Consider the following 26281-nt stretch of genomic DNA (forward strand, 5'->3'; position numbering starts at 1 on the left):
GCGCGGACGCATCACGCCCCTGTGTGGGGGACAGGATTCCCGCGTTGACGGGTACTGGGGTGGAGGGTATATCGAAGCCCATAGGGGGGGGTGGGGCCGGATGGGACGGGGAGGTCCGGACCATCTCTTGACGCGAGGCATCCGACGGCCGCGCGCCAATCAGCGAGGGTGGCCGCGGCCGTTTTGCTCTGCGGGGACGACGAAAGCCGAGTTCGGACCGGCGAGAGCCGGAATCCCCTCGCGATGCTCCCGAGCGAAGGAGTCGGATACCATGTCCCGGGGAAGCGACGAGCTGTTGGAAAAGGCCCTGCGTCTGAGTCTCGAAGAACGGGCCGCCCTCGTGAGGCGGCTCCTGTTGAGCCTTGACGAACCGCCGGAGTCGGAGGTGGAACGGCTTTGGCTGGAAGAGGCCCGGCGGCGCCTGGAGGAACTGCGCGACGGAAAAACGAGGGGCATACCGGCAGACGAGGTCTTCCGCCGTGCGGTTACTGAGGTCTCATGAGGGCCGAGTTCCACCCCGATGCGGCCGAGGAGTTCCGGGAAGCCGTCCGATACTACGAGGAGGAAGCCCCGGGCGTCGGCATGTTGTTCGTCGCGGAGGTCCACAGGACGATCTCGTTCCTCTGTGAGCACCCCCACGCCGCACCGGACCTGGGTGGGGGAATACGCCGAAAGGTTCTGGACCGCTTTCCGTACAGCGTCCTTTATGCCGTTGAGGCCGACTCGATCCTCGTCGTCGCCGTTGCCCACCAGAAGAGGCGACCCACCTACTGGCGCGGGAGGACCAGACGGTCCGGGGGGCCGTAATCCCGAGTTTGACTCCCGCAACCTCGGAAAGACGTAGAAAAACCGATACATTTTGGCCTGTGACCCCCAGAGTGCGCCACTCCGGTACGTGGTTTCGGCCCACCGGAGTACCCCACTGCTTCCCCCCCACCACTGGCTACGACAAGAAGCGCACCGCCGAGCTCCTGGGCATCTCCCGCCCCCCCCTCGACCGGAAGATCCGCGACTACGGCATCGACCTGACGGGGCGCAGGCGGGGTTGATGGGGGACTTTGTCGGTTTTTTATTGCTAGAAACTTGACGCCCCGGAAACCCGGTGGAAGAATGGCGGCGTTCGGTTTTCCCCAACTTCCGCTGGAGGGTTCGTCATGAAGAAGTTTCTGGTGCTGTACGTGAGCCGCACGGGCAAGACGAAGCAGATGGCCGAGTGGATCGCCGAGGGCCTCCGGTTCGCCGGGCACGAGGCCGACGTGATGCCGCTTCCCAAGTTCAAGGACCTGGAGGAGCTCAAGAATTACGACGGGGTGCTCCTGGGGTCTCCCACCTACCACAAGGATATGCTGCCGGTGTTCAAGAACTGGCTCTTCAAGGCGGCCAAGGTGGGGCTCGAGGGCAAGTTCGGCGGGGCCTTCGGCTCCCACACCCACTCGGGCGAGGCTCCGGTGGTGCTCCACGACACCATGAACCACGTGTTCAAGATGAACATGCTCGACATGGGCCCGCTCAAGATGGAGGAGCGGTTCGTGAACACCGACGAGGGCATGCGCACCTGCCAGCAGTTCGGCCGTTCGATCGGGGAGCGGGCCGGCCAGTAGGCGCGGGGTCCCACCGAGTTTCGGCGCGGGGCGGTCTCCCCTTGCGGAGGCCGCCCCGCCGCTGCGTTTGGGGCCCGTTGAAACGCCCGGGGGCGTGTGCTACGGTCACGCCGCCTCGGCGTCGGGAAGGCCCCGGCGCCCTTGCGTTTCCGGGCGTTTCGCCCGCCTTCCGAACCGATCCCGTGAACGAGGAGTGGCCGCCGATGGACGTGCGCTATCACCCCGAGGCCGTCGAGACGAAGTGGCAGCGCCGCTGGGCCGAGCAGAAGACCTTCAAGGTCACCGAGGACCCGGCCCGGCCCAAATACTACGTGCTCGAGATGTTCCCCTACCCCTCGGGCCGGATCCACATGGGCCACGTCAGGAACTACACGATCGGCGACGTGGTGGCCCGGTACAAGCGCATGCGCGGGTTCAACGTGCTCCACCCCATGGGGTGGGACGCCTTCGGCATGCCCGCGGAAAACGCGGCGATCGCCAGCGGGGTGCACCCGGCCAAGTGGACCCGGGAGAACATCGCCTACATGAAGCGCCAGCTCCAGCGCATGGGGTTCTCCTACGACTGGGACCGGGAGCTCGCCACCTGCGACCCCAGCTACTACCGCTGGGAGCAGTGGCTCTTCCTGAAGATGCTCGAAAAGGACCTGGTCTACCGCAAGACCACCACGGTGAACTGGTGCGAGACCTGCGCCACGGTGCTGGCCAACGAGCAGGTGGAGCAGGGCCGGTGCTGGCGCTGCGGCGAGGAGGTGGGGGAGAAGGAGCTCCCGGGCTGGTTCTTCCGGATCACCCGGTACGCCGACGAGCTCCTGGAATGGACCGAGAAGCTCCCCGGGTGGCCGCCCCAGGTGCTCACCATGCAGCGCAACTGGATCGGCAAGAGCCACGGCGCCGAGGTCACGTTCCCCCTGGCCGACCGGGAGGGGGCGATCACGGTGTTCACCACCCGGCCCGACACCCTCTACGGGGTCACCTTCATGAGCCTGGCCCCGGAGCACCCCCTGGCCCTGGAGCTCGCGGCCGGCACCGAGCAGGAGGCCGAGGTCCGGGCCTTCGTGGAGCGGGTGCGCCGCCAGGACAAGATCCGCCGCACGAGCGACGAGGCCGAGAAGGAGGGCGTGTTCACGGGCGCCTACTGCGTGAACCCGCTCACCGGCGAGCGGGTGCCGATCTTCGTGGCCAACTTCGTGCTGATGGAGTACGGCACCGGCGCCGTGATGGCGGTGCCGGCCCACGACCAGCGGGACTTCGAGTTCGCCAAGAAGTACGGGCTCCCCATCCGGGTCGTGATCGAGCCCGAAGGCCAGACCCTGGACCCGGCCACCATGACCGAGGCCTACGAGGGCGAGGGCCGCATGGTGCGCTCGGGGCCGTTTGACGGCACCCCCAACCGCGAGGGAATCCAAGCCGTGATCCGGCACCTGGAGGAGAAGGGCATCGGCCGGGGCACCGTGAATTATCGGCTCCGGGACTGGGGCATCTCGCGCCAGCGGTACTGGGGGGCGCCGATCCCGGTCGTCCACTGCGAGAGCTGCGGCATCGTGCCCGTGCCCGAGAAGGACCTGCCCGTGGTGCTCCCCGAGGATGTGGAGTTCCCCGAGGGCCGGGTGCTCCCGCTGGCCGAGATCCCCTCGTTCTACGAGACCACCTGCCCCGCCTGCGGCCGGCCGGCCCGCCGGGAAACGGACACCATGGACACCTTCGTGGAGAGTTCGTGGTACTTCGCCCGGTACACCTGCGCCGACTACGACGAGGGCATGCTCGACCCCGAGCGGGTCCACTACTGGATGCCGGTGGACCAGTACATCGGCGGCATCGAGCACGCGGTGCTCCACCTGCTCTACTCCCGGTTTTACACCAAGGTGCTGCGGGACCTGGGGCTTCTGCGCGTGGACGAGCCGTTCACGAACCTCCTGACCCAGGGCATGGTCTGCATGGAGACCCAGCGGTGCCCCACCCACGGGTGGCTCCTGCCCGAGGAGGCCGAGGGCGGCCGGTGCAAGGCCTGCGGCGCCGAGGTGGTGCGGGGCCGGGTCGAGAAGATGAGCAAGTCCAAGAAGAACGTGGTGGACCCGGAGCACCTGATCGCCCGGTACGGCGCCGACACGGCGCGGCTGTTTAGCCTGTTCGCCGCGCCGCCGGAAAAGGACCTGGAGTGGAGCGAGGAGGGCGTGGAGGGCGCCTACCGGTTCCTGCGCCGGGTGTGGCGGCTCGTGGCCGAGAACGCCGACTGGCTGCGGGAGACTGAGCCGTTCGCGGGCGGCGACCTCGAGGGCCCGGCCCGGGCGCTCCGGCGAAAGGCCCACGAGACGCTCCAGAAGGTCACGGCCGACATCGAGGACCGGTTCCACTTCAACACGGCCATCGCCGCCACGATGGAGCTCGTGAACGAGATGGCCTCGTTCGAGCCGAAAACCGAGGTGGACCGGCGGGTGTTCCGGGAGGCGGTGGATCTTCTGTTGCTGATGCTCGCGCCCATGGTGCCCCACCTGGCCGAGGATCTCTGGGAGGGACTGGGCCACGACACCCCCTTGAGCGACGCGGCCTGGCCCGAGGTGGACCCGGCGGCCCTGGTGCGCGACCTCATCACGGTGGTGGTCCAGGTGAACGGGAAGCTCCGGGGCCGGATCGAGGTGGCGCCCGACGCCGACGAGGCGGCCGTCCGGGAGGCCGCGCTCGCCGATGAGAACGTGCGAAACCACGTGGAAGGGAAGACCCTGGTCAAGACCGTATGGGTGCCCGGCCGGCTGGTGAACCTGGTCGTGCGGTGAGGCGGGCGGCGGCCCTTCTGGCGCTGGGCCTCCTCATCGGGTGCGGGTACCGGTGGGGCCCGCCCGCCGGCCCCGTGGAGCTCCGGATCGCGCCGGTGGACGACCGGGGCGCCGAGCCCCTGTTCGGCGCCCGGCTGGCCCGGGCCCTGGCCGAGGAGGCGACGGCGTGGGGCGGGCTCCGGCTCGCCGGGGAGGACGCGGCCCTGGTGCTTCGCACCCGGGTGGACGAGGTGACGGAGTCCGGCTCGGCCTACGCCGCCGGGGGGCTCGTGGAGTACCGGGTGGCGGCCCGGGTCACGGCCACGGCCGTCCGGCCCTCGGGGGAGGTGCTCTGGCGGGGGGCGGTGGAGGAGGACCGGGAGTTCGCGGCCGGCGCCGACGTGGGGTCCACGGAGCGGGCCAAGGAGGAGGCCCTGGGGCTTCTGGCGGGGGACCTCGCCCGGGACCTCCTGCGAAGGGTGTCGCTCGTGGCCGCGGAGGCGGGGCCGTGAGCCCGGCGCCGGTCGTCTGCCTCGTGGGCGGCGAACCGTTCCTGGTCCGCCGGGAGCTCGCCCGCCTCGAGGCCGAGGTGCTGGCCGGGGGCGATCCGGGGCTCAACCGGGAGGTGTTCACGGCGCCCGACGCGACGCCGGGCCAGGTGGTGGCCGCGGCCCAGACCCTTCCGTTCCTGGAGGGGCGACGGCTCGTCGTGGCGCGCGACGCCCACCGGTGGCCGGCCGCGGCCTGGGACCCCCTGGTGGCGTACCTCGAGCGGCCCAACCCCAGCACCTGCCTGGTGATCGTGGCCGAGACGATCGACCGCCGCACCAAGGCGGGAAAGCGGCTCCTGGAAGCGGCCGAGGTCGTCCCGTGCGAGCGCCCCAAGGAGGCCGAGGTGCCCCGGTGGGTCGAGCGGCTGGCGAAGGAGGAGGGGTTGCGGCTCGACGCCCGGGTGGCCGCGGCCCTGGCGCTTCGGGTAGGGCCCGACCTGGAGCAGCTCCACCAGGAGGTCCAAAAGCTCCGGGCGTTCGCCGGCGACGGCGGCGCGGTGGGCCTGGACGACCTGGAGCGGCTGGTCGGCGACAACCGCGAGGCCTCCGTGTTCGCCCTGTGCGACGCCCTGGGGCTGCGGAAGCTGGGGGACGCGGTGGGGGCGCTGCGGAGCCTCCTGGGCATGGGGGAGCCGCCGGTGCGGCTCCTCTACATGATCGTCCGCCATTTCCGGCACCTCTGGATGGCCCGGGAGCTCCTGGACCGCGGGGGGCGGGTCTCCCGGAGCGAGGCGGCGAAGGCCCTGGGGGCCCACCCCTTCGTGGCCGCGAAGGCCCTGGAGCAGGCCCGGGGGTGGCGGGAGCCGGAGCTCCGGCGGGTGTTCCTCGAACTCGTCCGGGCCGACCTGGCGCTTAAGACCGGGGGCGGGCCGGAGGTGTTGGAGGCCCTCGCCCTGGGCCTGTGCGGCCGGGGGGAGGCGCAAGCGACCCGCCGCGGCCGCGGGCGGTGAGCCCGTCTTGGGGGGAACCACGGAGGGCACGGAGCCCGGGAGGGGCCCGCCTCATAGTTCCGGGCCCACGGCCGCCCCCCGGAGCGGTGGAACCGCCCGCCCGTTTGGTGCCTTCCGCGATCGGCCGGCAAGCGACCGAACGGCGGAAGGGGGGTTCCGGGTTTGACGGCCAGGGGCGAATGGGGTACGAGGGGCGGGGAACGGCGCCGGCGGGCCCACCGGGGGGCACCGACCGGACGCCGGAGACCGTCGGCCGGACGACCGAAATTCTTCCAAAGGAGGTGGCACCATGGAGCTCTACGAAGCGATCCGCGGACGCCGTTCCATCCGGAAGTACAAGCCCGATCCCGTGCCCCAGGAGGTGCTGGACCGCCTGTTGGAGGCGGCCCAGTGGGCGCCCAGTTGGGCCCACACCCAGTGCGCCGAGGTCGTGGTGGTTTCGGACCCGGCGGTGAAGGAGGCGTTGCAGCAGACGCTCCCGCCCTCGAACCCGGCGTACAAGGCCATGGTGGAGGCCCCCCTGGTGGTGGCGTTTTGCGGCCAGACCGGCCGGGCCGGGTTCTACAAGGGCAAGGCGGCGACCCCCCGGGGCGATTGGCTCATGTTCGACGTGGCGCTCGCCATGCAGAACTTCATGCTGGCCGCGCACGCCGAGGGCCTGGGGACCGTGTGCATCGGGCTCTTCGACCCGGCGGCCGCGGCCAAGGCGCTCGGGGCCCCCCCGGGCATCGAGGTGGTGGCCCTGACCCCGCTGGGCTACCCGGCGGCCGAGGCCAAAGTGCCCCCCCGGAAGCCCCGGGAGGACTTCGTGCGCTGGAACCGGTACTCCGGCGGCTGAGGCGGCGACCCCACGCGTGCAGACCAGACCCGGGCCCCGTGGGGCCCGGGCTTTTTCCGTAGCGGGCCTCCGGGCGGAGTGAACCCTCCCGGGGAAACCGGGGGGCCGGGGCCCTACCGCGGGTATGACGACGGTGGGGTTACGAATACCTTCAAGAGTATTGCCCGAGGCGGGTGGGGGACTGGTTCCGGCCGGGTGCGAGTGCGGCACCCGATCGCCGCGCCCTCGCATGCCGTCGCAGGGTCGGCAGATCGGAGCGTCAGCATCGGAAGTTCCTGAACTTCCAAAGCAATCCAAGCCTGGTGATGGCGCGGCGAGGTGAGGGGCCGCACCCGGCTCTCCACCAGCCCCCCACCCGCGGGTTTCGCTGGCAACGACGGGGATCCGACAATACTTTCGTTGGCGTTCGTAACGCCCGAGTCGTGGGAGCGCCTTCCAAGGCGCGATCCGGGCCGAAGTCCCGCCGAAACACCTGTCGCCGCGCGAGAGCCGCTCGTACCCGCAGGGACAGGCGCGCGCAGGAATCGCGAAGCAGTTCAGCGTCCTAGCATCCCAGCTTCCCAGCGTCCCAGCGGAAGACACATGGAAACCCAGATGATCGATCTCCACACCCACACCCTGTTTTCCGACGGTGAGCTCCTGCCGTCGGAGCTCCTGCGCCGGGTCGAGGCGCTCGGCCTCCGGGCCGTGGCCCTGGCCGACCACGCCGACATGGCCACCCTCGACCACGTGATCCCCCGGATCGTGCGGGCCTGCGAGGAGAACAACGCCCACCGCCGGGTGCGCGCCGTGCCGGCGATCGAGCTCACCCACGTGCCGGCGGCCCTGATCGGCCGCTACGTGGCCGAGGCCCGGCGCCTGGGGGCGCGACTCGTGGTGGTCCACGGCGAAAGCCCGGTGGAGCCGGTGGAGCCGGGCACGAACCGGGCGGCCATCGAGGCGGGGGCCGACATCCTGAGCCATCCGGGGCTCATCACCGAGGAGGACGCCCGGCTCGCGGCCGAGCGGGGGGTGAGCCTCGAGGTGAGCGCCCGCAAAGGCCACAGCCTGGCCAACGGCCATGTGGTGGCGATGGCCAGGCGCACCGGGGCGCCCCTGGTGCTGAACACCGACGCCCACGCCCCGGGCGACCTCATCGGCGCGGCCTTCGCCCGCACCGTGGCCCTGGGGGCGGGCCTCACGGAAGAGGAGTACGAGGCCCTGCGGCGGAACATGGCCCGTCTGGCGGGATGGGAAGGAGGCGAGGCGTGATCCCAGCGCGACGAAACGGGCCGGGCTTCGGCCGTGCTACCTTCGGTGGGCGACGAGGAAGACCGGGGCGGGGCCTGGCCGCCGTGGCCGGGGTCCTGGCGGTTCTCCTCGTCCTGGCGGGGTGCGCCACGGCGCCCCGGCCCGTGGAGGTGCCCACGGAGCCGGTGATGTGGGGCCAGGAGGGCGGAGGCTCGTCTCGCAATGCTCGGGTGGACGTTGCCGTTCCTGCCGGCGTCGAACTTCAGCGGATGGTCCGGCTGGTGGCCGAGCCCGGGTACCGGCCCGAGGGGTACGCGAGCCCCGTGGTGGTGGGCGGGGTGGCCTTCGTGGGGCACGAGGGGCGCTCGTTCGACGCCGTGCGCCTCGCCGACGGGGGGATCCTGTGGCGGTTCCCGACCCGCGGCCGGGTGTACGCGAGCGCGGCCTGGACGGGGGGCGTGTTCGTGGTGGGGGACGACGCCGGCCGGGTGTACGCGGTGACACCCCGGGGCGAGAAGGCCTGGGAGTTTGCCACCACCTACCCGGTGGTGGCCGGGGTGCTCACCGACGGGGAGCGCGTGTACGTGCCCGTGGCCGACGGCAACGTGTTCTGCCTCGAGGCCGCCACGGGCCGGCCGCTGTGGCAGTACGGCCGGAAGTTTCCGGCCCACCGGTCGGTGTTCCGGGCCCACGGGCTCGCCCTGGGGGGCGGCCGGGTGTACGCGGGGTTCTGGGACGGCACCGTCGTGGCCCTGGACCCCGAGGTGGGAAGGGTGCTCTGGCGGGCCAGCCTGGAAGGCGCGGGGTTCCGGGACGTGGCCGCCGGCCCCGTGTACGAGGGAGAGCGGGTGTACGCCGGAAGCCTCGACGGGCCGGTGGTGGCGTTGCACGCGGCCACCGGCGAGATCCTCTGGAAGGCGGACCTGCCGGCGGCCGGGGGGATCGCCGTGGGCGCCGACGCCGTGTACGTGGGATCCCCCGGCGGGGCCCTCGTGGCCCTGGACCGGGGCGACGGCCACGAACTGTGGCGAGCGGGGATCGGGGATGGGGTGTCCACAGCGCCGGTTCTCGCGAGCGGCTCGGTGGTCGTGGGATCCTCCGACGGCCCTCTGGCGGTGCTCGACGCCGCCACCGGAACCGAGCGGTTCCGGTACTCGCCGGGCCCCGGCCTCCACGGCCAGCCCGCGGTGCTCCCGGGCCGGATCGCCTTCCTTTCGGACGGCAGCACGCTCCACGTTCTCGGGTGGCACTGAGGGCGGCGGCGCCCGCGACGGAGAGGGGCCGGGCAGCCGAAGGGAGGAGGGCCCGTAGCCCCCGGCTCTGAAACGGAGAATCCCATGGCGCTACAAGGCAAGCTGATCGGTGCGGGGCTGGGCTGGCTCCTGGGCGGGCCCCTCGGGGCCGTGATCGGGGGCGTGATCGGCCACTACGTGAAGGACGCCCCCCTGGGCGAGGGGGCCGGTCCGGCCGAGGACCCCCGGGTGCGCCAACAGCAGGAGGAGCTCTACTTCGTGGCGAGCCTCGTGGGCATCCTCACGGCCATGCTCCACGCCGACGGCGAGGTGAAGCGCGAGGAGGTTCGCACCATCCGGCGGTTCTTCGAGGAGCGGCTGGGCTACCGGGGCGAATCGCTGGAGATCGTGCGGGACCTCATCAAGCAGTTCCTGCGGGAGGGGGTGGACCTCGACGCCCTGTGCCGCGACGTGGCGGCCCGGTGCGACTATGCCACCCGCCTCCTCCTGGTGGAGTGCCTGATCGACGTGGCCCGGGCCGACGGTCAGGTGCACCCGGCCGAGGAGGCGGTGCTCCGCCGGGCCCTGGCCGGCCTCGGGGTGAACCCGGCCGACGTGGCGGGTCTTCGGGCCACGGCCGCCGGCGGGGACGGCCGCCGGCCCTACGAGGTGCTCGGCGTGGCGCCCGATGCCTCCGAAGAGGAGATCAAGCGGGCGTACCGGGAGCTCGCCAAGAAGTACCACCCCGACCGGGTGGCCCACCTGGGCGAGGAGTTCCGGGAGCTCGCCCACCGCAAATTCCTCGAGATCCAACAGGCCTACGACGCCATCCGCACGGCCCGGGGGTTTTCATGACCCGGCAGTAGTCGGTGCGCCCAAGCCGCGGGGGGGACACGAGATCTCCTTCCCGCCCGCGCGAACGACGGACCCCGACCGCCTGGGTTTCTTAGGGGTCGGCAGTCCTTGACCTCCGGGGACGACTCCCCTATCCTTCCGGGTTCTTTATCCCCCACCCCTCGATTCCCCGTCCCGGAGGCGCCATGCTCGACGAAAAGATCCCCTACGGACTCACCTTCGACGACGTGCTCCTCCTTCCGGCCGAGTCGGCCGTGCTGCCCGACCAGGTGGACGTCTCCACCTGGCTCACCCCCAAGATCCGGCTCAAGATCCCGCTTCTGAGCGCGGCCATGGACACCGTGACCGAGGCCCGCACGGCCATCGCCATGGCCCAGGAGGGCGGCATCGGCATCATCCACCGGAACCTCACGGTGGAGGAGCAGGTGGCCGAGGTGGACAAGGTCAAGAAGTCCGAGGCCGGGATGATCGTGGACCCGATCACGATGCGGCCCGACCAGAAGGTGGCCGAGGCCCTGGATCTCATGGCCCGGTACCGGATCAGCGGGGTGCCGATCACCGACGAGGAGGGGCACCTGGTGGGCATCCTCACGAACCGGGACCTTCGGTTCGAAAAGAACCTGGAGCGCCCCGTGCGGGAGGTCATGACCCGGGAGAACCTGGTGACCGTGCCCCCCGGGACCACCCTGGAGCAGGCCAAGGAGCTCCTCCACGAGCACCGGATCGAGAAACTGCCCGTGGTGGACGAGCACTACGTGCTCCGGGGGCTCATCACGATCAAGGACATCGAGAAGGCCCGCAAGTACCCGAACTCCTGCAAGGACGACATGGGCCGGCTGCGGGTGGGGGCGGCCGTGGGGGTGGGCGCGGACCGGGACGAGCGGGTGGCCGCCCTCCTGGCCCACGGGTGCGACGTGATCGCGGTGGACACGGCCCACGGCCACTCCAGGATGGTTCTCCAGGCCGTGGAGGCCATCAAGCGCCAGTGGCCCGACGCCCAGGTCATCGCCGGGAACGTGGCCACGGCCGAGGGCGCCGAGGCCCTGATCCGGGCCGGGGCGGACGCCGTGAAGGTGGGGGTGGGACCGGGATCCATCTGCACCACCCGGGTGGTGGCCGGCGCCGGGGTGCCCCAGGTCACGGCCGTGGCCGAAGCCTCGCGGGTTGCCGACCGGTACGGGATCCCGGTGATCGCGGACGGCGGCATCAAATACTCGGGCGACATCACCAAGGCCATCGCGGCCGGGGCCTCGTCGGTCATGATCGGGAGCCTCCTGGCGGGCACCGAGGAGAGCCCAGGGGAGCTCATCCTCTACCAGGGTCGCTCGTACAAGGTGTACCGGGGCATGGGGTCGCTCGGGGCCATGAAGAAGGGCAGCCGCGACCGCTACTTCCAGGGCGTGCGCGACGAGTCGGAGCTCGTGCCCGAAGGCATCGAGGGCCGGGTGCCGTACCGGGGCCCCCTGTCGGCCAACGTGCTGCAGCTCGTGGGGGGGCTCCGGGCCGGCATGGGGTACACCGGGTGCGCCACGATCGAGGAGCTCCGGAAGAAGGCCCGGTTCGTCCGGATCACCCCGGCGGGGCTCCGGGAGAGCCACGTCCACGACGTGATCATCACGAAGGAGGCCCCCAACTACCGGGTGGAGCCCGCGTAGGCGGCCCCGGCCGGGGAAAGGACGCGAGCGTTGCGCCACGACCAAAAGATCCTGATCCTCGATTTCGGGTCCCAGTACACCCAGTTGATCGCCCGCCGGATCCGCGAGAGCCGGGTGTACTGCGAGATCCACCCCTGCACCGTGCCCCTGGAGCGGGTGCGGGAGTTCCGGCCCCAGGGCATCGTGCTCTCGGGCGGGCCCTCGAGCGTGTACGACCCCGACGCCCCCAAGGTGCCGAAAGAGATCTTCGACCTGGGGGTGCCGGTGCTCGGCATCTGCTACGGCATGCAACTCATGACCCATCTCCTGGGCGGCCGGGTGGCCCGGGGCCTCAAGCGGGAGTACGGGCTCGCCCACATCACGGTGGACGAACCCCGGGGGCCCCTGACCGGGTTCGAGCCCGGAGAGACCGTGCCGGTCTGGATGAGCCACGCCGACCGGATCGAGGAGATGCCCCCGGGGTTCCGGGCCCTCGCCCACACCGAGAACAGCCCGGTGGCCGCGATGGGCCACGGGGAGAAGCCCTGGTTCGGGGTGCAGTTCCACCCCGAGGTGGTCCACACGCCCCGGGGCACCGAGATGCTCGAGGCATTCCTGTTCGACGTGTGCGGGTGCGAACCCACCTGGACCATGGGGTCGTTCATCGAGGCCGCGGTTCGGGACATCCGCGAGACCGTGGGCGATGGCAAGGTCATCTGCGCCCTGTCGGGCGGGGTGGACTCCTCGGTGGTGGCGCTCCTGCTCCACCGGGCCATCGGCGACCAGCTCACCTGCATCTTCGTGGACAACGGGCTGCTGCGAAAGGGCGAGGCCGAGAAGGTGGTCCGGACGTTCCGGGACCACTTCCACCTGAACCTGCTCGCCGTGGACGCGGCCGACCTCTTTCTCGAGAAGCTCAAGGGGGTCACCGACCCCGAGCAGAAGCGAAAGATCATCGGCAACGAGTTCATCTACCTGTTCGAGCGCGAGGCCCGGAAGCTCGGCGACGTGGAGTTCCTGGCCCAGGGTACCCTTTACCCCGACGTGATCGAGAGCGTCTCGTTCAAGGGGCCCTCGGCCACGATCAAGAGCCACCACAACGTGGGGGGTCTGCCGGAGCGTATGAACCTCAAGCTCGTGGAACCGCTGCGGGAGCTCTTCAAGGACGAGGTGCGGGAGGTGGGCCGGGAGTTGGGGCTTCCGGAGGAGATCATCGAGCGCCACCCGTTCCCCGGGCCGGGGCTCGCCATCCGGGTCCTGGGCGAGGTCACCCGCGACCGGCTCGAGATCCTGCGGGAGGCCGACGCCATCGTGCGCGAGGAGATCCACCGCGAGGGCCTGCACCGTAGCGTGTGGCAGGCGTTCTGCGTGCTCCTGCCGGTGAAGACCGTCGGGGTCATGGGCGACGAGCGCACCTACGAGCACGTGGTGGCCGTCCGGTCGGTGAACTCGGTGGACGGCATGACGGCCGACTGGTCGCGGCTGCCCTACGAGCTCCTGGGCCGCATCTCGAACCGGATCATCAACGAGGTGGACGGCGTGAACCGGGTGGTGTACGACATCTCCTCGAAGCCGCCGGCCACCATCGAGTGGGAGTAGGCGGTGGCCCAGGGGCTGGTGCTCGTGGTGTCGGCGCCGTCGGGGGCGGGGAAATCCACCCTGATCCGGCGGCTGCGCGATGCGATGCCGGAGCTGGGCTACAGCGTGTCCCACACCACCCGGCCGCCCCGGCCCGGGGAGCGCGACGGGGTGGACTACCACTTCGTGGACCAGGCCACCTTTGAGGCCATGCGCGACCGCGGCGAGTTCGCCGAGTGGGCCGAGGTCCACGGGAATCTCTACGGCACGGCGCTCACCGAGCTGCGCCGGGCGGCCGAGGCGGGCCGGGACATCGTGCTCGACATCGACGTGCAGGGGGCGCTCCAGGTGGCCGAACGGCTGCCCGACGCGGTGCTGGTGTTCGTGCTGCCGCCGTCGTGGGAGGAGCTTCGCCGCCGGCTCGTGGAGCGGGGCCAGGACAGCCCCGAGGTGATCGAGCGCCGGCTCGCGAACGCCCGAAGCGAGGTGGCGGTGGCGCCGCGGTACCATTACGTGGTAGTGAACGACGACGTGGACCGCTGCCTGGGGGACCTGGTGGCCGTGGTCCGGGCCGAGCGGTGCCGACCGGCCCGCCGCCGGGAGGCCCTGGAGCGCCTCCTTGGGCCCGGCCCAGCGGCCGATCCGGGGGGACAGTGAGTTTCGGCTTTCCAGCCTTCTAGCTTTCCAGCTTTCCAGCCGTAAGGAGTCACACGATGGCGCGCGTTACCGTAGAAGACTGTCTGGAAAAGGTCCCCAACCGGTTCGAGCTCGCGATGGCCGCGGCCCAACGGGTGAGGCAGCTCCTCGAGGGAGCCCCCCCGCTGGTGGACACGAAGAACAAGATCGTGGTCACGGCCCTGCGGGAGATCGCCGAGGGCAAGGTGACCGTGCGCATGCGCCAGATCCCCCGCCGGGCCCGGTAGGGCCCCGGGCGGGGCCCGGCCCGCGACCCGATGCACCGGATCGCCGAACTCCTGGAAGCGGTCGAGCAGCGCCACCCGGACGCCAACCTGGACCTCATCCGGAAGGCCTACCTCTTCGCGGCCCGGGCCCACGGGGGAGCCGACACCAGTTCCCAGGATCCCACCCTCCGCCATTCCGTCGCCGTCGCCCAGAACCTAGCCGAGCTCAACCTCGACGAGGTCACCGTAGCCTGCGGCCTGCTCCACGACGTGGTGGAGGAGGCCGTGAGCGACCTGGACCAGGTGCGCGCCCACTTCGGGGAAGAGGTGGCCTCGGTGCTCCAGGGGCTCGCCCGGATCGCCAAGGTCCGGTACACCTCCCGCAAGAAGGAGCAGGCCGAGCGGTTCCGGCGGCTCATCCTCGCCATGGCCCAGGACGTGCGGGTCGTTCTGGTGAAGCTGGCCGACCGGCTCCAGGTGATGCGGACCCTGGAGGCCCGGCCTGGCCCCGGGCGCCTCGCCCTGGCCCAGGAAACCCTCGACATCTACGCGCCGCTTGCGAACCGGCTCGGGATCCACCGCCTGAAGAGCGAGCTCGAGGACCTGGGCCTGCGGTTCGCCCATCCCGAGGTGTGGGCCGAGCTCGAGGAGGGGGTCCGCCGCCGGCTGGCCGAGAGGGAGGCGTACATCCAGGACGTCAAGGTCCGGTTGGAGCAGTTGCTCCAGCGCCACGGGTTCGCCGGCCGGGTGAGCGGCCGGCCGAAGCATCTGTTCTCCGTGTACCGGAAGATGCAGGACCAGGGGATTCCGCTGGAGAAGGTGTACGACCTGGTGGCCTTCCGGATCATCACCGGCACGGTGCAGGACTGCTACGCCATCCTGGGGGCGATCCACGCCGAGTGGAAGCCCGTGCCGGGCCGGTTCAAGGACTACATAGCGCTGCCGAAGCCCAACCTGTACCAGTCGCTCCACACCACGGTCATCGGGCCGGGCGGCCACCCCATGGAGGTGCAGATCCGCACCGAGGAGATGCACCGGATCGCCGAGGAGGGCATCGCGGCCCACTGGCGCTACAAGGAGAAGCGCTCCGAGGCCGACCCCATGGACCGGGTGTTCGAGTGGCTCCGGAAGCTCGTGGACGCCCACAAGGAGATCCAGGATCCCCAGGACTTCCTGGAGAGCGTGAAGGGCGACTGGTTCCCCGAGGTGGTGTACGTGTTCACCCCGGCCGGCGACCTGATGGAGCTGCCCAGGGGGGCCACCCCGGTGGACTTCGCCTACGCCATCCACTCCAAGGTGGGGGAGCAGTGCGTGGGGGCCAAGGTGAACGGCCGCATGGTGCCCCTGAGCCACGAGCTGCGAAACGGCGACCAGGTGGAGATCATCACCTCCAAGCACCACACCCCGAGCCCCGACTGGCTCGAGTTCGTGAAGACCAACCGGGCCCGGGCGAAGATCCGGGCCTGGATCAAGGCGCAGCAGCGGGTCCGTTCGGCCGAGCTGGGCCGGGAGATCTGCGAACGGGAGTTCCGCAAGGCCGACAAGAGCCTCTCCAAGGCCCTGAAATCCGGGGAGATGGACGAGGCGGCCAAGGCCTTCGGGCTCAACAAGGCCGAGGAGCTCCTCGAGGCCGTGGGGTACGGGAAGATCTCGGCGCGTCAGATCCTGGGGAAACTCTACCCCGAGCTCGAGGAGAAGGAGGCCCCGCCCAAGCGGCCCCGAAAACCTACCCGCACAACGAGCGGCATCGTGATCCAGGGGGTGGGCGACGCGATGGTGCGGTTCGCCCGGTGTTGCCACCCCCTTCCCGGCGACCGCGTCATCGGGTTCGTGACCCGGGGACAGGGCATGACCGTGCACACGGCCGACTGCCCGAACGTGCGCCGCCTCGATCCAGAACGCACCGTGGCGGTGGAGTGGGCGGGGAAGAAGGGGGCGGTGCACCCGGTGAAAATCCGGGTGGACTGCCTCGACCGCAAGGGGATCCTGGCGGAGATCACGAACCTCCTGGCCGAGCACGACATCAACGTGGCCCGGGCCCAGGTGGACACCTGGGCCGCGGGCCAGGCCGTTTGCCGGTTCGAGATCCTGGTGGAAGACCTCGACCGGCTCCAGCGGGTCCTGAACGCGATCCTCTCGGTCAAGGGAGTCCACCGGGTGACCCGGGTGAAGACGTAGGGCGGCCGGTCGGCTGGGAGGCTGGGAAGCCCCCGGAACGGCGGTGGCGTGACCTTGGCGGTCGGAAGAAGTCGGGAGGGGGCGCCGCCGGGAACCCCCGAGGGGTGCCGAGCAACCAATCGATTCACGATTCACCCCAGTCGAGCCTCCTAGCCTCCTAGCGTTCTAGCCTTCCAGCGTTTTAGCCTTCCAGCGGGCCGAAGGCCCCCCCACAGGAGGTGACCCCATGAAGCGAATCGTCTCGACCGACCAGGCGCCCAAAGCGATCGGGCCCTACAGCCAGGCCGTGGTGGCCGGAGGGTTCGTGTTCTGCTCGGGGCAGATTCCCCTCGACCCGGAAACCGGAGAGATGGTGGCCGGCGACATCCGGGAGCAGACCCGCCGGGTGCTCGAGAACCTGAGGGCGGTCCTCGAGGCGGCCGGAAGCGGCCTGGAGCGGGTGGTGAAGACCACGGTGTTCCTGGCCGACATGGGGGATTTCGCGGCCATGAACGAGGTGTACGCCGGGTTCTTCCCCGACCGACCGCCGGCCCGGGCCGCCGTGGCGGTGGCGGCGCTGCCCAAGGGCGCCCGGGTGGAGATCGAGGCCGTGGCCCTGGCGGGCGACGGGCCGGGCCTGGAACCGGTCGACCTCGTGCGGTAGGAGGGACGGGTTTCCCGATTTTTTTGTGACTTTTGGCCTCGCGGGGCATCTCAAGGGTTCGGCGGGTGTGCCTCGGCCCCTGCCGGAAACCGGGATGCCCCTTTTTTCTTGCGCTTCGGGAGGAGTGAGCCATGGCAAAACGAATCGTCGTGATCGGGGGGGTGGCCGCCGGGCCCAAGGCCGCGGCCCGGGCCCGGCGGCTCGACCCCACCGCCGAGATCACCGTGGTGGAGCGGGATGCCCGGGCCAGTTACGGCGCCTGCGGGTTCCCGTACTACGTGGGCGGGAGCGTGGGCCGGATCGAGGAGCTCATGGAAACCCCCTCGGGCGTCGTGCGGGACGAACGGTTCTTCGGCCAGGTCAAGGACATCCGCCTCCTCACCCGCACCGAGGCCGTGGAGATCCGGCGGGAGGCCCGGGAGGTGGTGGTGCGGCACCTCGATTCGGGCGAAACCCGCACGCTGCCCTACGACCGGCTCGTCCTGGCCACCGGCGCGGAGGCGGCTCGCCCCCCGATTCCGGGGCTCGACGCCTCGAACGTGTTCTTCCTCAAGACCTACGAGGACGCCCGGCGGTTCCGCGCGGCCCTCGACCAGATCGCCGATCTCCTCAAGGAACGGGACCTCTCCGGAGAGCGGCCTGCCCGGCCGCTGCGGGTGGGGGTGATCGGGGCGGGCCTGATCGGGCTCGAGACCGCCGAGGCCCTGCGGGAGCGCGGCGAGGACGTGACGGTGGTGGAGCGGCTCCCCCAGGTGCTTCCCAACGTGGATCCCGAGGTGGCCGCCCACCTCGAGGCCCACGCCCGCCGCAAGGGGATCCGGGTCCTCACCGACACGGCGGTTTCTGAGGTGGTCACCGAGGGGGACCGGGCCGTGGCGCTTCGCCTGCCGGCCGAGACCGTACCGGTGGACCTGGTGCTCGTGGCCACCGGGGTCCGGCCCCAGGTGGCCCTGGCCCGGGCGGCGGGCCTGGAGATCGGCCCCACCGGGGCCATCCGGGTGGACGAGCACCTTCGCACCTCGGACCCGGCGATCTATGCCGCCGGCGACTGCGCCGAGAAACGCCACCTGGTCACCGGAAAACCGTGCTGGATTCCCCTGGGGTCCACGGCCAACAAGGAGGGGCGGGTCGCCGGCACCAACGCGGTGCTCGGAGACGTGGACGCCTTCCCCGGGGTGGCCGGCTCCCTCGTGATGCGGTTTTTCGAGCTCACGGTGGCCCGCACGGGGCTGGGGGAGGCCGAGGCCGCCGGAGCCGGGTTCGACCCCGTGGCGGCGATCGTGGTGGGGTCGGACAAGCCCCATTTCATGCCCGGATCCGCCCCGATGATGCTCAAGCTCATCGCCGACCGGAAGACCCGCAGGGTGCTGGGGGTGCAGGGCGTCGGCCGGGGCGACGTGGCCCGCCGGGTGGACGCGGCCGTGGCCGCCGTGACCTCCGGGATGACCCTGGAGCAGGTGGCGAACCTGGACCTGGTGTACGCGCCCCCCTACGCGCCGCCCATGGACCTCCTGGTGGTGGCGGCCAACACGGTCCGGAACGTCCTGGACGGCCTGGCCCGGGGCGTGCGGCCCGAGGAGGTCCTCCGGTGGCGCCGGGAGGGCCGGCCGCACGACCTGGTGGACGTCCGAAGCCCGGCCGAGCACGAGGCCCTGCCCTTCGACGCCGCGAAGCTGGTTCCCCTGGGCCAGTTGCGGGCCCGGGCGGGCGAGCTGCCCAAGGACCGGCCCGTGGTGCTGGTGTGCAAGATCGGGCTTCGGGGCTACGAGGGGCAGCGCATCCTGGAGGGGCTGGGGTTCGAGAACGTCTCGTTCCTGGAGGGGGGCGTGGTGGGATGGCCTTATGATACGTCGGACGGCTGAGCCCGACGGGATATTCGGCCCTCTGCGGGCACGGCTCGATGTGCGGCTTGCCGCGGCGGGCCACCGGGACGTCGGGGTTCGGGTCGAAACCGCCCCGGAGCGCTGGCCCGGCATCGCGTGCCTCGGCCCCGTGCCGGCCCGGTTCGTGCTGCGTGCTCGGGTGGGGGAGGCCGAGGGGTTTTGCGTGTCGCCCCTGGCGGTCCGATATGAGGGCCCCATCGGGGATCTCGCCCGCCGGCCGGCCGAGGTCCCGGCGGAACGGGCGAGGCTTCTGGCGGCGATCAACGCCTACCTGGCCTGGCGCCGGGAACTGGTGGTGGCCCCCCGCCTGTGCTCGGTGGCCGGAACCGCGGCCTGCGCGGCGCAGTTCGCCGAGCGCTACGGCCCCGGGGGCGGCCCCCCGTGCGCGTGCCTCGTGGGAACCCACAGTTGCCTCTACGAGGCGCTTTCGACCGTTCGTCCCCTCATCTGCCTGGGGGAACGTTCGGCCCTGACGGACCTCCCCGAGGCGGTCGGGCGGTGCCGCACGGTGCTGGTGGGCGCCGGGGGACTCGTGCAGGGCGTGTGGGATCGGGTGGGGCCCCGGCTCGCGCCGGGCACCCGCGTGGTGGCCTACGGCGTGGGGATCGCGGGCGCGGCCCGCCTGCTCGGGTGGGAGCACCACTGCCCGGAGGCCTGAGGGCCGCGGCTCGGAAGGGATCTTGGGATAGGCGATTCCGGTGGAATCCGTAGGCGAAACCCGAGAGAATCCCGGCCGCCGGGCCGGGTCCCGCGTCGTTTGGTTTCCCATTTCAATCCAGGAGGAGCCGCATGCACCAGACGCTCAGGGGGAACGAAGGCATCCGGATGCTCTACGACATGACGAAGGAGGAGCTCATCCGGATGCTCATCGACGACGCCAAGAACTGGCTCGCCCACGACGGCCTGTGGTTTCAGGCCGTGGAACGGGCCCACGGCATGGAGGCCGCCATCGAGGCCGACCGGGAGGCTTGGCGCACCTTCACCGTGATCGAGGCCCGTCGGATCATGGAGCGGCTCGGCATGGAGCCGGGCGGCGGCATCCCGGCCCTCGTGGAGTGCCTGAAGCACCGGTTCTACGCCCGGTTGAACCTCCAGGAGACGATCGAGGTCACCGACACGCGGGCCGTGTTCCGGATGCTCGACTGCCGGGTCCAGTCGGCCCGGAAACGAAAGGGGCTTCCGGACTTCCCCTGCAAGTCCGTGGGCATCGTGGAATATTCGGAGTTCGCCCGGGCCGTGGATCCGCGCATCCGCACCCGCTGCATCGCCTGCCCGCCGGACGAGCATCCCGACGAGTTCTGGTGCGCCTGGGAGTTCACCCTGGAGCCCGGGTCTGGCGAAACCCCTTAGCGGCCGGCCAAATCCCCGACCCGGCCGGCCCGTCGCCCCCCGGAAACGCCAGCGGGGCGACTTTCCGCAGAGGGGCTGCGCGGGTAAACTGACCCCGGGGAAACTCGCAGCATCGCGCTTCCGTCGGGGTGTCGCGCATGGGACGTGCCGTTCGTTGTGGGATCGTTTGGGGAGTGCTCCTGATGTGGGCCCGGCTTGCCGCGGGGCACGAGCTCGCCCAACCTCCGGGGCCCCGGCTCGGGGTGTTCCGGCAGGTGGTGGGGGAGCTCCGGTCCGTGGAGGTGAAGCCGGGGGATACCCTGATCGGGATCGCCTCGAGCGTGGGGGTGCCCTGGAAGACCCTGGCCGCAGAGAACGGCATCGAGCGGGCCGACCGGATCTACCCGGGCCAGCGCCTCGCCGTGGACACGAGGCGGGTGGTGCCGGCCGTGCTGGACGACGGCTGGGTCATCAACGTGCCCGAGGCCACGCTCTACGTGTTCGAGGGGAAGCAGGTGACGGCCCGGTACCCCGTGGGCCTGGGCCGGCCCGCCCGGCCGACGCCCCTCGGATCGTTTACGATCCTGTTCCGGGAGGAGGACCCGACCTGGGACGTGCCGCCGTCGATCCAGGAGGAGATGCGGCGGGAGGGCCTTCTGGTACGCCAGCGGGTGCCGCCCGGACCGGACAACCCCCTCGGCCGGTACTGGATCCAGCTCTCCCTCTGGGGATACGGCATCCACGGCACGCCGTTCGGGACTTCGGTGGGGCAGTTCCTGAGCCACGGGTGCATCCGGGCCCGGGACGGGGACATCGACGACCTGTATGGGCGGGCGACCCAGGGGTTGCGGGTGGACATCGTGTACCTGCCGGTGAAGGTCGCCGTGACCCCCGACGGGGAGGTGTGGGCCGAGGCCCACCCGGACGTCTACGGGTTGGGGACCCCGTCCCGAGGGGAGGTATGGGCCGCCCTGGAGCGGGAGGGAGCCGCCGGTACGGTCGATCCCGGGGCCCTCGACGCCGTGTTGGCGGCGAAAGACGGGGTGGCGCGGCGGGTGGGGAGCCTGCCCAAGGAAAACGGGATGTCCGATCCGGCGGAAGGCGCGGACGGGTTCGCCCGGTGGTCGTGCCTCGACTGCCCTCCGGACGCCCGACGCCGGGTCACGTTCCAGATCGAGGCCCAGGTCCCGATCGACCTGCCCAATCCCTACCCCATCGAGGTCCGCGACGACACCGGCCGGGTGGTGTTCCGGCCCCAGATGGTGGCCCAGTCCATGGTGCATCTGGAGCCGGGAGAATCCCGAAACTTCGTCTGGGAGGTCCGCGACACCCTGGGCCAGCCCCTTCCCCCGGGCAGCTACCGGGCCGTGATCCGGTACTTCCCGTCGAACGGGGGCGAGGCGAGGGAGCTCAGCCTGCCCCTGTGGGTGGGGAAGTGAAGGCGGTCGGGGGGTAGGCTAGGCGGCGGGGCCGGCGAGCAGGGCGTCGGCGAAACGGGCCAGGGCCTCCCGGGTGGCGGGGGCCCCGAGGTGTTTCTTTTTGATCGCCAGGGTCGAGCGCACCTCCACGCCGAGGCGTTCGAGCCGCCGCCGGTAGCCTTCGAGGTAGCGCTCCTGATCCCACCCGCCGCAGGTCACCAGGAGCCCGGTGGGGGGGAGGGTCTTCGCGACCCGGGCGAGAAACGCGTTCACCGGTGGGTGGGAGAACGTCCATTTGGGGAACGCGACCACCGCGCGGGAAACCTCGGTGGGCGCCGGGCCCGCGGGCCGCACGGGAAACCGGCTCCCGGGCACGAACGACAGCGCGAGCCACAGGGGGTAGGGCAGGTCCCAGCGGGGCCGGATCTCCCCGGGGCGCACCTCGGCCCCCCGGTCCTCGAGGATCCCGCGCAGCATCTCCACGGCGCGTCGGGTCGTGCCCGTGCGGGAGTGCCAGTACAGGCCCACCGTCACGGACGGGCCGCTCCTTCCCCTCGGCGCCAGAGCTCGTACCAGTAAAACGCCGCCAGCACGTGGGCGTGGGTGATCTCCCCCGCGGCGATCATCCGGGGCACGTCGTCCACGGACGCGAGCGCCACCCGGAGGTCCTCGCCGGCGTCGGGGGCCGGGTCTCCCACCCGCACGCAGCCCAAGGCCAGGTAGGTGTGGCACCGGTTGTTCTGGAGGGCCGGTTGGGCGTCCACCGAGCCCAGGTGGACCACGGTGCCGGCCCGGTACCCGGTTTCCTCCTCGAGTTCCCGCGCCGCGGCCGCGGCCGGGGCCTCCCCGTCGTCCACGAGCCCCCCGGGAATCTCCACCGTGACCCGCTTGACCCCGTGGCGGTACTGGCGCACCAGCACCACCTGCCCCTCGGGGGTGAGCGGGATCACGTTCACCCAGTCCCCGGTCTCCAGAACGAAAAAGTCGTGAAGCGCCCCGGTGCGGGGGCTGCGGGCCCGCTCCCGCACCAGGCGAAAGATGCGAAAGTCCCCTTCCAGGGTCTTCTCCACGAGGGGCCAGGGCTTGGGCAAGGCGGTCTCCTTGGGGTCAGGTCTCCTGCCAGCGGCGGTAGAGTTGGTGCTCGACGTCCAGCTGTTCTAACACTTTTCCCACGGTGTGGTCGACGATCTCCTCGATCGTGGTGGGCCGGTGGTAGAAGGCCACCATGGGGGGCACGATCGCGGCGCCGAGATCCGCCGCCTTCGCCAGGAGCTCCAGATGCCCCTTGTGGAGCGGCGTCTCCCTCGGCACGAGCACCAGGGGCCGCTTCTCCTTGAGGGTCACGTCGGCCGCCCGGGCGATCAGGTTGTGGGCGAACGAGTGGGCAACGGCCGACAGGGTCTTCATGGAACACGGCACGATCGCCATGCCGGCGGTGGGCACCGACCCGCTGGCGATGGGAGCGGCCAGGTCGTCGGGGTCGTAGGCCCGGTCGGCCAGGGCCTCCACGGCCTCCGGGGCCCACTCCGTTTCGAGCACCAGGGTCTCCCGGGCCGCGCGGGAAAGGATGAGGTGGGTCTGGACGTCGGGCATCTCCCGCAACACTTGGAGGAGCCGAACGCCGTAGATCACCCCGCTTGCACCGGTGATGCCGATCACGAATCTACGCATGGCCCATTCCCTCCGTGTTCCGGTTGGATGGCACACCGCGGTACACAATGGGGCGCGCCGGGGCCCCGGTCAAGCCGGACTTGCCGGCGCGGGGGCCGGTTTTAGCGAGACTCAAGTTTTTTAGCGTTGCTGAAGTCGGGGGCGGGTGCTAGGATGCCGCACCCTGCGGGGGTGGACCTCTTTTCCACGTCCAACACGAAAGGGAGGAAGACCATGGCGCGCAACAAGATCACGGTGGTGGGGGCAGGATTCGTGGGGGCCACCGCGGCCCACTGGGCGGCCGCGAAGGAGCTCGGCGACGTGGTGCTCGTCGACATCGTGGAGGGGGTGCCCCAGGGCAAGGCCCTGGATCTTCTTGAGGCCAGCCCGGTCGAGGGGTTCAACGTGAACGTCGTGGGCACGAACGGCTACGACGAAACCGCCGGCTCCGACGTGGTCATCATCACCGCCGGGCTCCCCCGCAAGCCGGGCATGAGCCGCGACGACCTTCTCCTCAAGAACTTCGAGATCGTCAAGAGCGTCACCGAACAGGTGGCCCCCCGGTCGCCCAACGCGGTGATCATCGTGGTGTCGAACCCGCTGGACGCCATGGCCTACACGGCGCTCAAGGTGAGCGGGTTCCCCAAGGAGCGGGTGGTGGGGATGGCCGGCATCCTCGACACGGCCCGGTTCCGCACCTTTGTGAGCCTGGAGCTCGGCGTGAGCGTGGAGGACGTGCAGGCCTTCGTGCTGGGCGGCCACGGCGACTCCATGGTGCCCCTGGCCCGGTACTGCAGCGTGGGCGGCATCCCGCTCCAGTCGCTCCTGCCCCCCGAGCGGATCGAGGCGCTGATCGAGCGCACCCGGAACGGCGGGGCCGAGATCGTGGGGTACCTGAAGACGGGGAGCGCGTTTTTCGCCCCCTCGGCCTCGGCGGTGCAGATGGCCGAGGCGATTCTCAAGGACCAGAAGCGGGTGCTCCCCTGCGCCGCGTACCTCGAGGGCGAATACGGGTACCAGGGCATCTACCTGGGGGTTCCGGTGCTCCTCGGGGAAAAGGGCGTGGAGAAGATCTTCGAGATCGACCTGACCCCCGACGAGAAGGCCGCCCTGGACCGCTCGGCGGCGGCCGTAAAGGGGTTGGTCGAGAAGCTGCCCCTCTAGGTCCCCAAAGGGCGCCCCGGTCCGGAGTTTCGGACCGGGGCGCCGAGCGTTCGGCCATGTCCCTTCGGGCCCTTCGGACCCTGGTCGCCATCGCGCGAAAGGGCAGCTTTGCGGCCGCCGCCGAGCAGGTGGGGCTCAGCCAGGCCGCGGTGAGCCTCCAGATGAAGGCCCTGGAGGAGGAACTCGGGGTGGAACTCTTCGACCGCTCCGGCGGCCGGCCGCGGCTCAACGCCGCCGGGCGGCTGGCCCTGGAGCGGGCCGAGGAGATCCTGGCCCTCTACGACGGCCTCAAGGCCCAGCTCAACCCCGAGGGAAGCCTTCCGGGGGCCCTGGTCCTGGGGGTGATTCCCTCGGCCCTCACCGGGCCGGTGCCCCGGGCCCTGGCCGCGCTCAAGGGGGAGTACTCCCAACTCCAGATCCGGGTCCATTCCGGGATCTCGGATGCCCTGGCGCCCCGGGTGGAGGAGGGGGACCTGGAGGCGGCCCTGATCAGCGAGCCCCCCTACGCCCCGCCGGCCCACTGCGAATGGAGGGGCTACGACGAAGAGCCGTTTTACGTGGTGGCTCCCCCCCACATGGAGGGCGACGACGACGCCGAATGGTTCCGGGGGCTCCCCTTCGTCCGGTTCGACAAGACCGCCTGGACCGGGGCCATGGTGGAAGGGCAGCTCATGGCCCGGGGCATCCGGCCCCGGGACGTGATCGAGCTCGACAGCCTGGAGGCGGTGCTGAGCCTCGTCGAGCAGGGCCTTGGCGTCGCCGTGATCCCCCTGAACCGGACGCGGCTGGTCTCGGTGGGCCGGCGGTTCCGGATTCTGCCCTTCGGGAGCCCCCAGTTGGTCCGCCGGGTGGGGGTGTACGAGCGGCGCCGCCACCCGGCTCGCCCGCTGACGGATTTCCTGCTTTCGATCCTGCGAGATCTGTGCGGTTCGTAAGATATACTTAAGCCGACGTTAAGAACTTCCAACTTTTCTTTAAGCTGAACCGCTGTTAGGATGCCACGGGTTCACGAACCGAGAAGCGAGCCGTGCCGGCGGGAGAAGGGCTGAGAATGCGCGACGTCCCCGTGCAAGCGATCACCGAGACCGTGCGGCGCCTGTGCGTGGAGGCCAACACCCGGTTGGGCGACGACGTGGTCCGGGCCTTCGAGCGGTTCCGGGACGCGGAGGAGAGCCCCACGGGCCGCGACGTTCTGGAGCAACTCCTGGAGAACGCCCGGATCGCCCGGGACGAGGGGCTCCCCCTGTGCCAGGACACGGGGTTCGCCGTGGTGTTCGTGGAACTGGGGCAGGACGTCCACCTCGTGGGGGGCGACCTCTACGAGGCCGTAAACGAGGGGGTCCGACGGGGCTACGAGGAGGGGTATCTGCGAAAATCCATCGTGGCCGACCCCCTGCGCCGCAAGAACACGGGCGACAACACACCGGCCGTCGTGCACGTGCGGATCGTGCCCGGCGACCGGGTGCGGATCACGTTTGCGCCCAAGGGCGGCGGCAGCGAGAACATGAGCGGCATCGCCATGCTCAAACCCGCCGACGGGGTCGAGGGGGTGAAGCGGTTCGTGGTGGAGCGGGTGCGGGAGGCCGGCCCGAACCCCTGCCCCCCCACCATCGTGGGGGTGGGGATCGGCGGCACCTTCGAGGTGGCGGCGCTCCTGGCGAAGCGGGCGCTCCTCAGGCCCGTGGGCGAGCCGAACCCCGACCCGTTCTACGCCGACCTGGAGCGGGAGCTCCTGGGGCGGATCAACGCCCTGGGCATCGGGCCCGCCGGCCTCGGGGGCACCACCACGAGCCTGGCCGTCCACATCGAGGCCCACCCCTGTCACATCGCGAGCCTGCCCGTGGCGGTGAACATCCAGTGCCACTCCGCCCGCCACAAAGAGGCCGAGATTTAAG

27 protein-coding genes are annotated in these 26281 nt (G+C 70.9%); 24 read left to right on the forward strand and 3 right to left on the reverse strand.

Features of this window, described 5'->3' with window-relative positions; all coding sequences use genetic code 11:
* Positions 1-271: 271 nt before the first annotated feature.
* The 21 genes from ACYQ8L_RS05760 to ACYQ8L_RS05860 all read left to right on the forward strand — a co-directional run bounded on the left by ACYQ8L_RS05760 (position 272) and on the right by ACYQ8L_RS05860 (position 21593).
* Complete coding sequence (locus tag ACYQ8L_RS05760; RefSeq protein WP_459940824.1) at positions 272-502, forward strand: addiction module protein; 231 nt, start codon at positions 272-274, stop codon at positions 500-502.
* A complete protein-coding gene (locus ACYQ8L_RS05765) occupies positions 499-807 on the forward strand; it encodes a type II toxin-antitoxin system RelE/ParE family toxin (RefSeq protein ID WP_459940825.1) in 309 nt (102 codons plus the stop codon). The genes ACYQ8L_RS05760 and ACYQ8L_RS05765 overlap by 4 nt, the downstream gene beginning before the upstream one ends.
* Before the next feature lie 59 nt (positions 808-866).
* Complete coding sequence (locus tag ACYQ8L_RS05770; RefSeq protein ID WP_459940826.1) at positions 867-1049, forward strand: helix-turn-helix domain-containing protein; 183 nt, start codon at positions 867-869, stop codon at positions 1047-1049.
* Between the two features lie 105 nt (positions 1050-1154).
* Entirely contained in the window at positions 1155-1601 is a 447-nt protein-coding gene (locus tag ACYQ8L_RS05775; protein WP_459940827.1) for a flavodoxin domain-containing protein, read from the forward strand.
* A gap of 203 nt (positions 1602-1804) precedes the next feature.
* Positions 1805-4372, forward strand: a complete 2568-nt coding sequence (gene leuS / locus ACYQ8L_RS05780; protein ID WP_459940828.1) for a leucine--tRNA ligase — start codon at positions 1805-1807, stop codon at positions 4370-4372.
* Positions 4369-4863 carry an LPS assembly lipoprotein LptE gene (gene lptE / locus ACYQ8L_RS05785; RefSeq protein WP_459940829.1) on the forward strand — a complete coding sequence of 165 codons (495 nt, stop codon included), beginning with the start codon at positions 4369-4371 and terminating at the stop codon, positions 4861-4863. The genes leuS and lptE overlap by 4 nt, the downstream gene beginning before the upstream one ends.
* A complete protein-coding gene (gene holA / locus ACYQ8L_RS05790; RefSeq protein ID WP_459940830.1) occupies positions 4860-5852 on the forward strand; it encodes a DNA polymerase III subunit delta in 993 nt (330 codons plus the stop codon). The genes lptE and holA overlap by 4 nt, the downstream gene beginning before the upstream one ends.
* 289 nt (positions 5853-6141) lie before the next feature.
* Entirely contained in the window at positions 6142-6690 is a 549-nt protein-coding gene (locus tag ACYQ8L_RS05795; protein WP_459940831.1) for a nitroreductase family protein, read from the forward strand.
* Between the two features lie 594 nt (positions 6691-7284).
* Positions 7285-7941 carry a histidinol phosphate phosphatase domain-containing protein gene (locus ACYQ8L_RS05800; protein ID WP_459940870.1) on the forward strand — a complete coding sequence of 219 codons (657 nt, stop codon included), beginning with the start codon at positions 7285-7287 and terminating at the stop codon, positions 7939-7941.
* Positions 7938-9173, forward strand: coding sequence for an outer membrane protein assembly factor BamB family protein (locus ACYQ8L_RS05805; protein WP_459940832.1), 1236 nt, complete (start codon positions 7938-7940; stop codon positions 9171-9173). Before ACYQ8L_RS05800 ends, ACYQ8L_RS05805 begins: the two co-directional genes overlap by 4 nt.
* An 84-nt stretch (positions 9174-9257) precedes the next feature.
* Positions 9258-10007, forward strand: coding sequence for a TerB family tellurite resistance protein (locus ACYQ8L_RS05810; RefSeq protein WP_459940833.1), 750 nt, complete (start codon positions 9258-9260; stop codon positions 10005-10007).
* Between the two features lie 185 nt (positions 10008-10192).
* Positions 10193-11662: an IMP dehydrogenase gene (gene guaB / locus ACYQ8L_RS05815; RefSeq protein ID WP_459940834.1), complete on the forward strand. Its 1470-nt coding sequence runs from the start codon at positions 10193-10195 to the stop codon at positions 11660-11662.
* A gap of 30 nt (positions 11663-11692) precedes the next feature.
* Positions 11693-13240, forward strand: coding sequence for a glutamine-hydrolyzing GMP synthase (gene guaA, locus ACYQ8L_RS05820; RefSeq protein WP_459940835.1), 1548 nt, complete (start codon positions 11693-11695; stop codon positions 13238-13240).
* Positions 13241-13243: 3 nt separating this feature from the next.
* A complete protein-coding gene (gene gmk, locus ACYQ8L_RS05825) occupies positions 13244-13876 on the forward strand; it encodes a guanylate kinase (protein WP_459940836.1) in 633 nt (210 codons plus the stop codon).
* 56 nt (positions 13877-13932) lie between these two features.
* Complete coding sequence (gene rpoZ, locus ACYQ8L_RS05830; protein WP_459940837.1) at positions 13933-14142, forward strand: DNA-directed RNA polymerase subunit omega; 210 nt, start codon at positions 13933-13935, stop codon at positions 14140-14142.
* Between the two features lie 30 nt (positions 14143-14172).
* Positions 14173-16299, forward strand: coding sequence for a RelA/SpoT family protein (locus ACYQ8L_RS05835; RefSeq protein WP_459940838.1), 2127 nt, complete (start codon positions 14173-14175; stop codon positions 16297-16299).
* A gap of 226 nt (positions 16300-16525) precedes the next feature.
* Positions 16526-16942: a RidA family protein gene (locus ACYQ8L_RS05840; protein ID WP_459940839.1), complete on the forward strand. Its 417-nt coding sequence runs from the start codon at positions 16526-16528 to the stop codon at positions 16940-16942.
* A gap of 131 nt (positions 16943-17073) precedes the next feature.
* Positions 17074-18804 carry an FAD-dependent oxidoreductase gene (locus tag ACYQ8L_RS05845; protein ID WP_459940840.1) on the forward strand — a complete coding sequence of 577 codons (1731 nt, stop codon included), beginning with the start codon at positions 17074-17076 and terminating at the stop codon, positions 18802-18804.
* Complete coding sequence (locus tag ACYQ8L_RS05850; protein WP_459940841.1) at positions 18785-19483, forward strand: hypothetical protein; 699 nt, start codon at positions 18785-18787, stop codon at positions 19481-19483. The genes ACYQ8L_RS05845 and ACYQ8L_RS05850 overlap by 20 nt, the downstream gene beginning before the upstream one ends.
* A gap of 131 nt (positions 19484-19614) precedes the next feature.
* The gene (locus ACYQ8L_RS05855) at positions 19615-20175 is read left to right on the forward strand and encodes a DUF6125 family protein (protein WP_459940842.1); all 561 of its coding nucleotides are present in this window, start codon (positions 19615-19617) and stop codon (positions 20173-20175) included.
* A gap of 182 nt (positions 20176-20357) precedes the next feature.
* A complete protein-coding gene (locus ACYQ8L_RS05860; RefSeq protein WP_459940843.1) occupies positions 20358-21593 on the forward strand; it encodes a L,D-transpeptidase family protein in 1236 nt (411 codons plus the stop codon).
* A gap of 18 nt (positions 21594-21611) precedes the next feature.
* Here ACYQ8L_RS05860 and ACYQ8L_RS05865 read toward each other — a convergent pair whose 3' ends face one another.
* Genes ACYQ8L_RS05865 through ACYQ8L_RS05875 form a run of 3 tightly spaced genes read right to left on the reverse strand, consistent with a single transcriptional unit; the run spans position 21612 to position 23243 of the window.
* Positions 21612-22106: a hypothetical protein gene (locus ACYQ8L_RS05865; protein WP_459940844.1), complete on the reverse strand. Its 495-nt coding sequence runs from the start codon at positions 22104-22106 to the stop codon at positions 21612-21614.
* On the reverse strand, positions 22103-22663 hold the full coding sequence (locus ACYQ8L_RS05870) for an NUDIX hydrolase (RefSeq protein ID WP_459940845.1): 561 nt from the start codon (positions 22661-22663) through the stop codon (positions 22103-22105). The genes ACYQ8L_RS05865 and ACYQ8L_RS05870 overlap by 4 nt, the downstream gene beginning before the upstream one ends.
* A gap of 16 nt (positions 22664-22679) precedes the next feature.
* Positions 22680-23243 (reverse strand): UbiX family flavin prenyltransferase, encoded by a 564-nt coding sequence (locus ACYQ8L_RS05875; protein WP_459940846.1) that lies wholly within the window; start codon positions 23241-23243, stop codon positions 22680-22682.
* Between the two features lie 213 nt (positions 23244-23456).
* On the opposite strand from ACYQ8L_RS05875, the gene mdh reads away from it, so the two are divergent.
* From mdh to ACYQ8L_RS05890, 3 genes are all read left to right on the forward strand, one after another.
* On the forward strand, positions 23457-24386 hold the full coding sequence (gene mdh / locus ACYQ8L_RS05880) for a malate dehydrogenase (protein ID WP_459940847.1): 930 nt from the start codon (positions 23457-23459) through the stop codon (positions 24384-24386).
* Positions 24387-24442: 56 nt separating this feature from the next.
* Positions 24443-25321: a LysR family transcriptional regulator gene (locus ACYQ8L_RS05885; RefSeq protein ID WP_459940848.1), complete on the forward strand. Its 879-nt coding sequence runs from the start codon at positions 24443-24445 to the stop codon at positions 25319-25321.
* Between the two features lie 116 nt (positions 25322-25437).
* On the forward strand, positions 25438-26280 hold the full coding sequence (locus tag ACYQ8L_RS05890; RefSeq protein ID WP_459940849.1) for a fumarate hydratase: 843 nt from the start codon (positions 25438-25440) through the stop codon (positions 26278-26280).
* Position 26281 lies beyond the last annotated feature (1 nt).

Source organism: Deferrisoma palaeochoriense (assembly GCF_054656955.1).

Coding starts and splice junctions, on each gene's coding strand:
- ACYQ8L_RS05875 (WP_459940846.1), bottom strand. CDS start 23,243: ATGCGTAGATTCGTGATCGGCATCACCGGTGCAAGCGGGGTGATCTAC.
- rpoZ (WP_459940837.1), top strand. CDS start 13,933: ATGGCGCGCGTTACCGTAGAAGACTGTCTGGAAAAGGTCCCCAACCGG.
- ACYQ8L_RS05850 (WP_459940841.1), top strand. CDS start 18,785: ATGATACGTCGGACGGCTGAGCCCGACGGGATATTCGGCCCTCTGCGG.
- leuS (WP_459940828.1), top strand. CDS start 1,805: ATGGACGTGCGCTATCACCCCGAGGCCGTCGAGACGAAGTGGCAGCGC.
- ACYQ8L_RS05795 (WP_459940831.1), top strand. CDS start 6,142: ATGGAGCTCTACGAAGCGATCCGCGGACGCCGTTCCATCCGGAAGTAC.
- ACYQ8L_RS05800 (WP_459940870.1), top strand. CDS start 7,285: ATGATCGATCTCCACACCCACACCCTGTTTTCCGACGGTGAGCTCCTG.
- ACYQ8L_RS05775 (WP_459940827.1), top strand. CDS start 1,155: ATGAAGAAGTTTCTGGTGCTGTACGTGAGCCGCACGGGCAAGACGAAG.
- ACYQ8L_RS05885 (WP_459940848.1), top strand. CDS start 24,443: ATGTCCCTTCGGGCCCTTCGGACCCTGGTCGCCATCGCGCGAAAGGGC.
- ACYQ8L_RS05860 (WP_459940843.1), top strand. CDS start 20,358: ATGTGGGCCCGGCTTGCCGCGGGGCACGAGCTCGCCCAACCTCCGGGG.
- ACYQ8L_RS05855 (WP_459940842.1), top strand. CDS start 19,615: ATGCACCAGACGCTCAGGGGGAACGAAGGCATCCGGATGCTCTACGAC.
- ACYQ8L_RS05765 (WP_459940825.1), top strand. CDS start 499: ATGAGGGCCGAGTTCCACCCCGATGCGGCCGAGGAGTTCCGGGAAGCC.
- ACYQ8L_RS05760 (WP_459940824.1), top strand. CDS start 272: ATGTCCCGGGGAAGCGACGAGCTGTTGGAAAAGGCCCTGCGTCTGAGT.
- guaB (WP_459940834.1), top strand. CDS start 10,193: ATGCTCGACGAAAAGATCCCCTACGGACTCACCTTCGACGACGTGCTC.
- mdh (WP_459940847.1), top strand. CDS start 23,457: ATGGCGCGCAACAAGATCACGGTGGTGGGGGCAGGATTCGTGGGGGCC.
- ACYQ8L_RS05845 (WP_459940840.1), top strand. CDS start 17,074: ATGGCAAAACGAATCGTCGTGATCGGGGGGGTGGCCGCCGGGCCCAAG.
- ACYQ8L_RS05840 (WP_459940839.1), top strand. CDS start 16,526: ATGAAGCGAATCGTCTCGACCGACCAGGCGCCCAAAGCGATCGGGCCC.
- ACYQ8L_RS05890 (WP_459940849.1), top strand. CDS start 25,438: ATGCGCGACGTCCCCGTGCAAGCGATCACCGAGACCGTGCGGCGCCTG.
- ACYQ8L_RS05835 (WP_459940838.1), top strand. CDS start 14,173: ATGCACCGGATCGCCGAACTCCTGGAAGCGGTCGAGCAGCGCCACCCG.
- ACYQ8L_RS05810 (WP_459940833.1), top strand. CDS start 9,258: ATGGCGCTACAAGGCAAGCTGATCGGTGCGGGGCTGGGCTGGCTCCTG.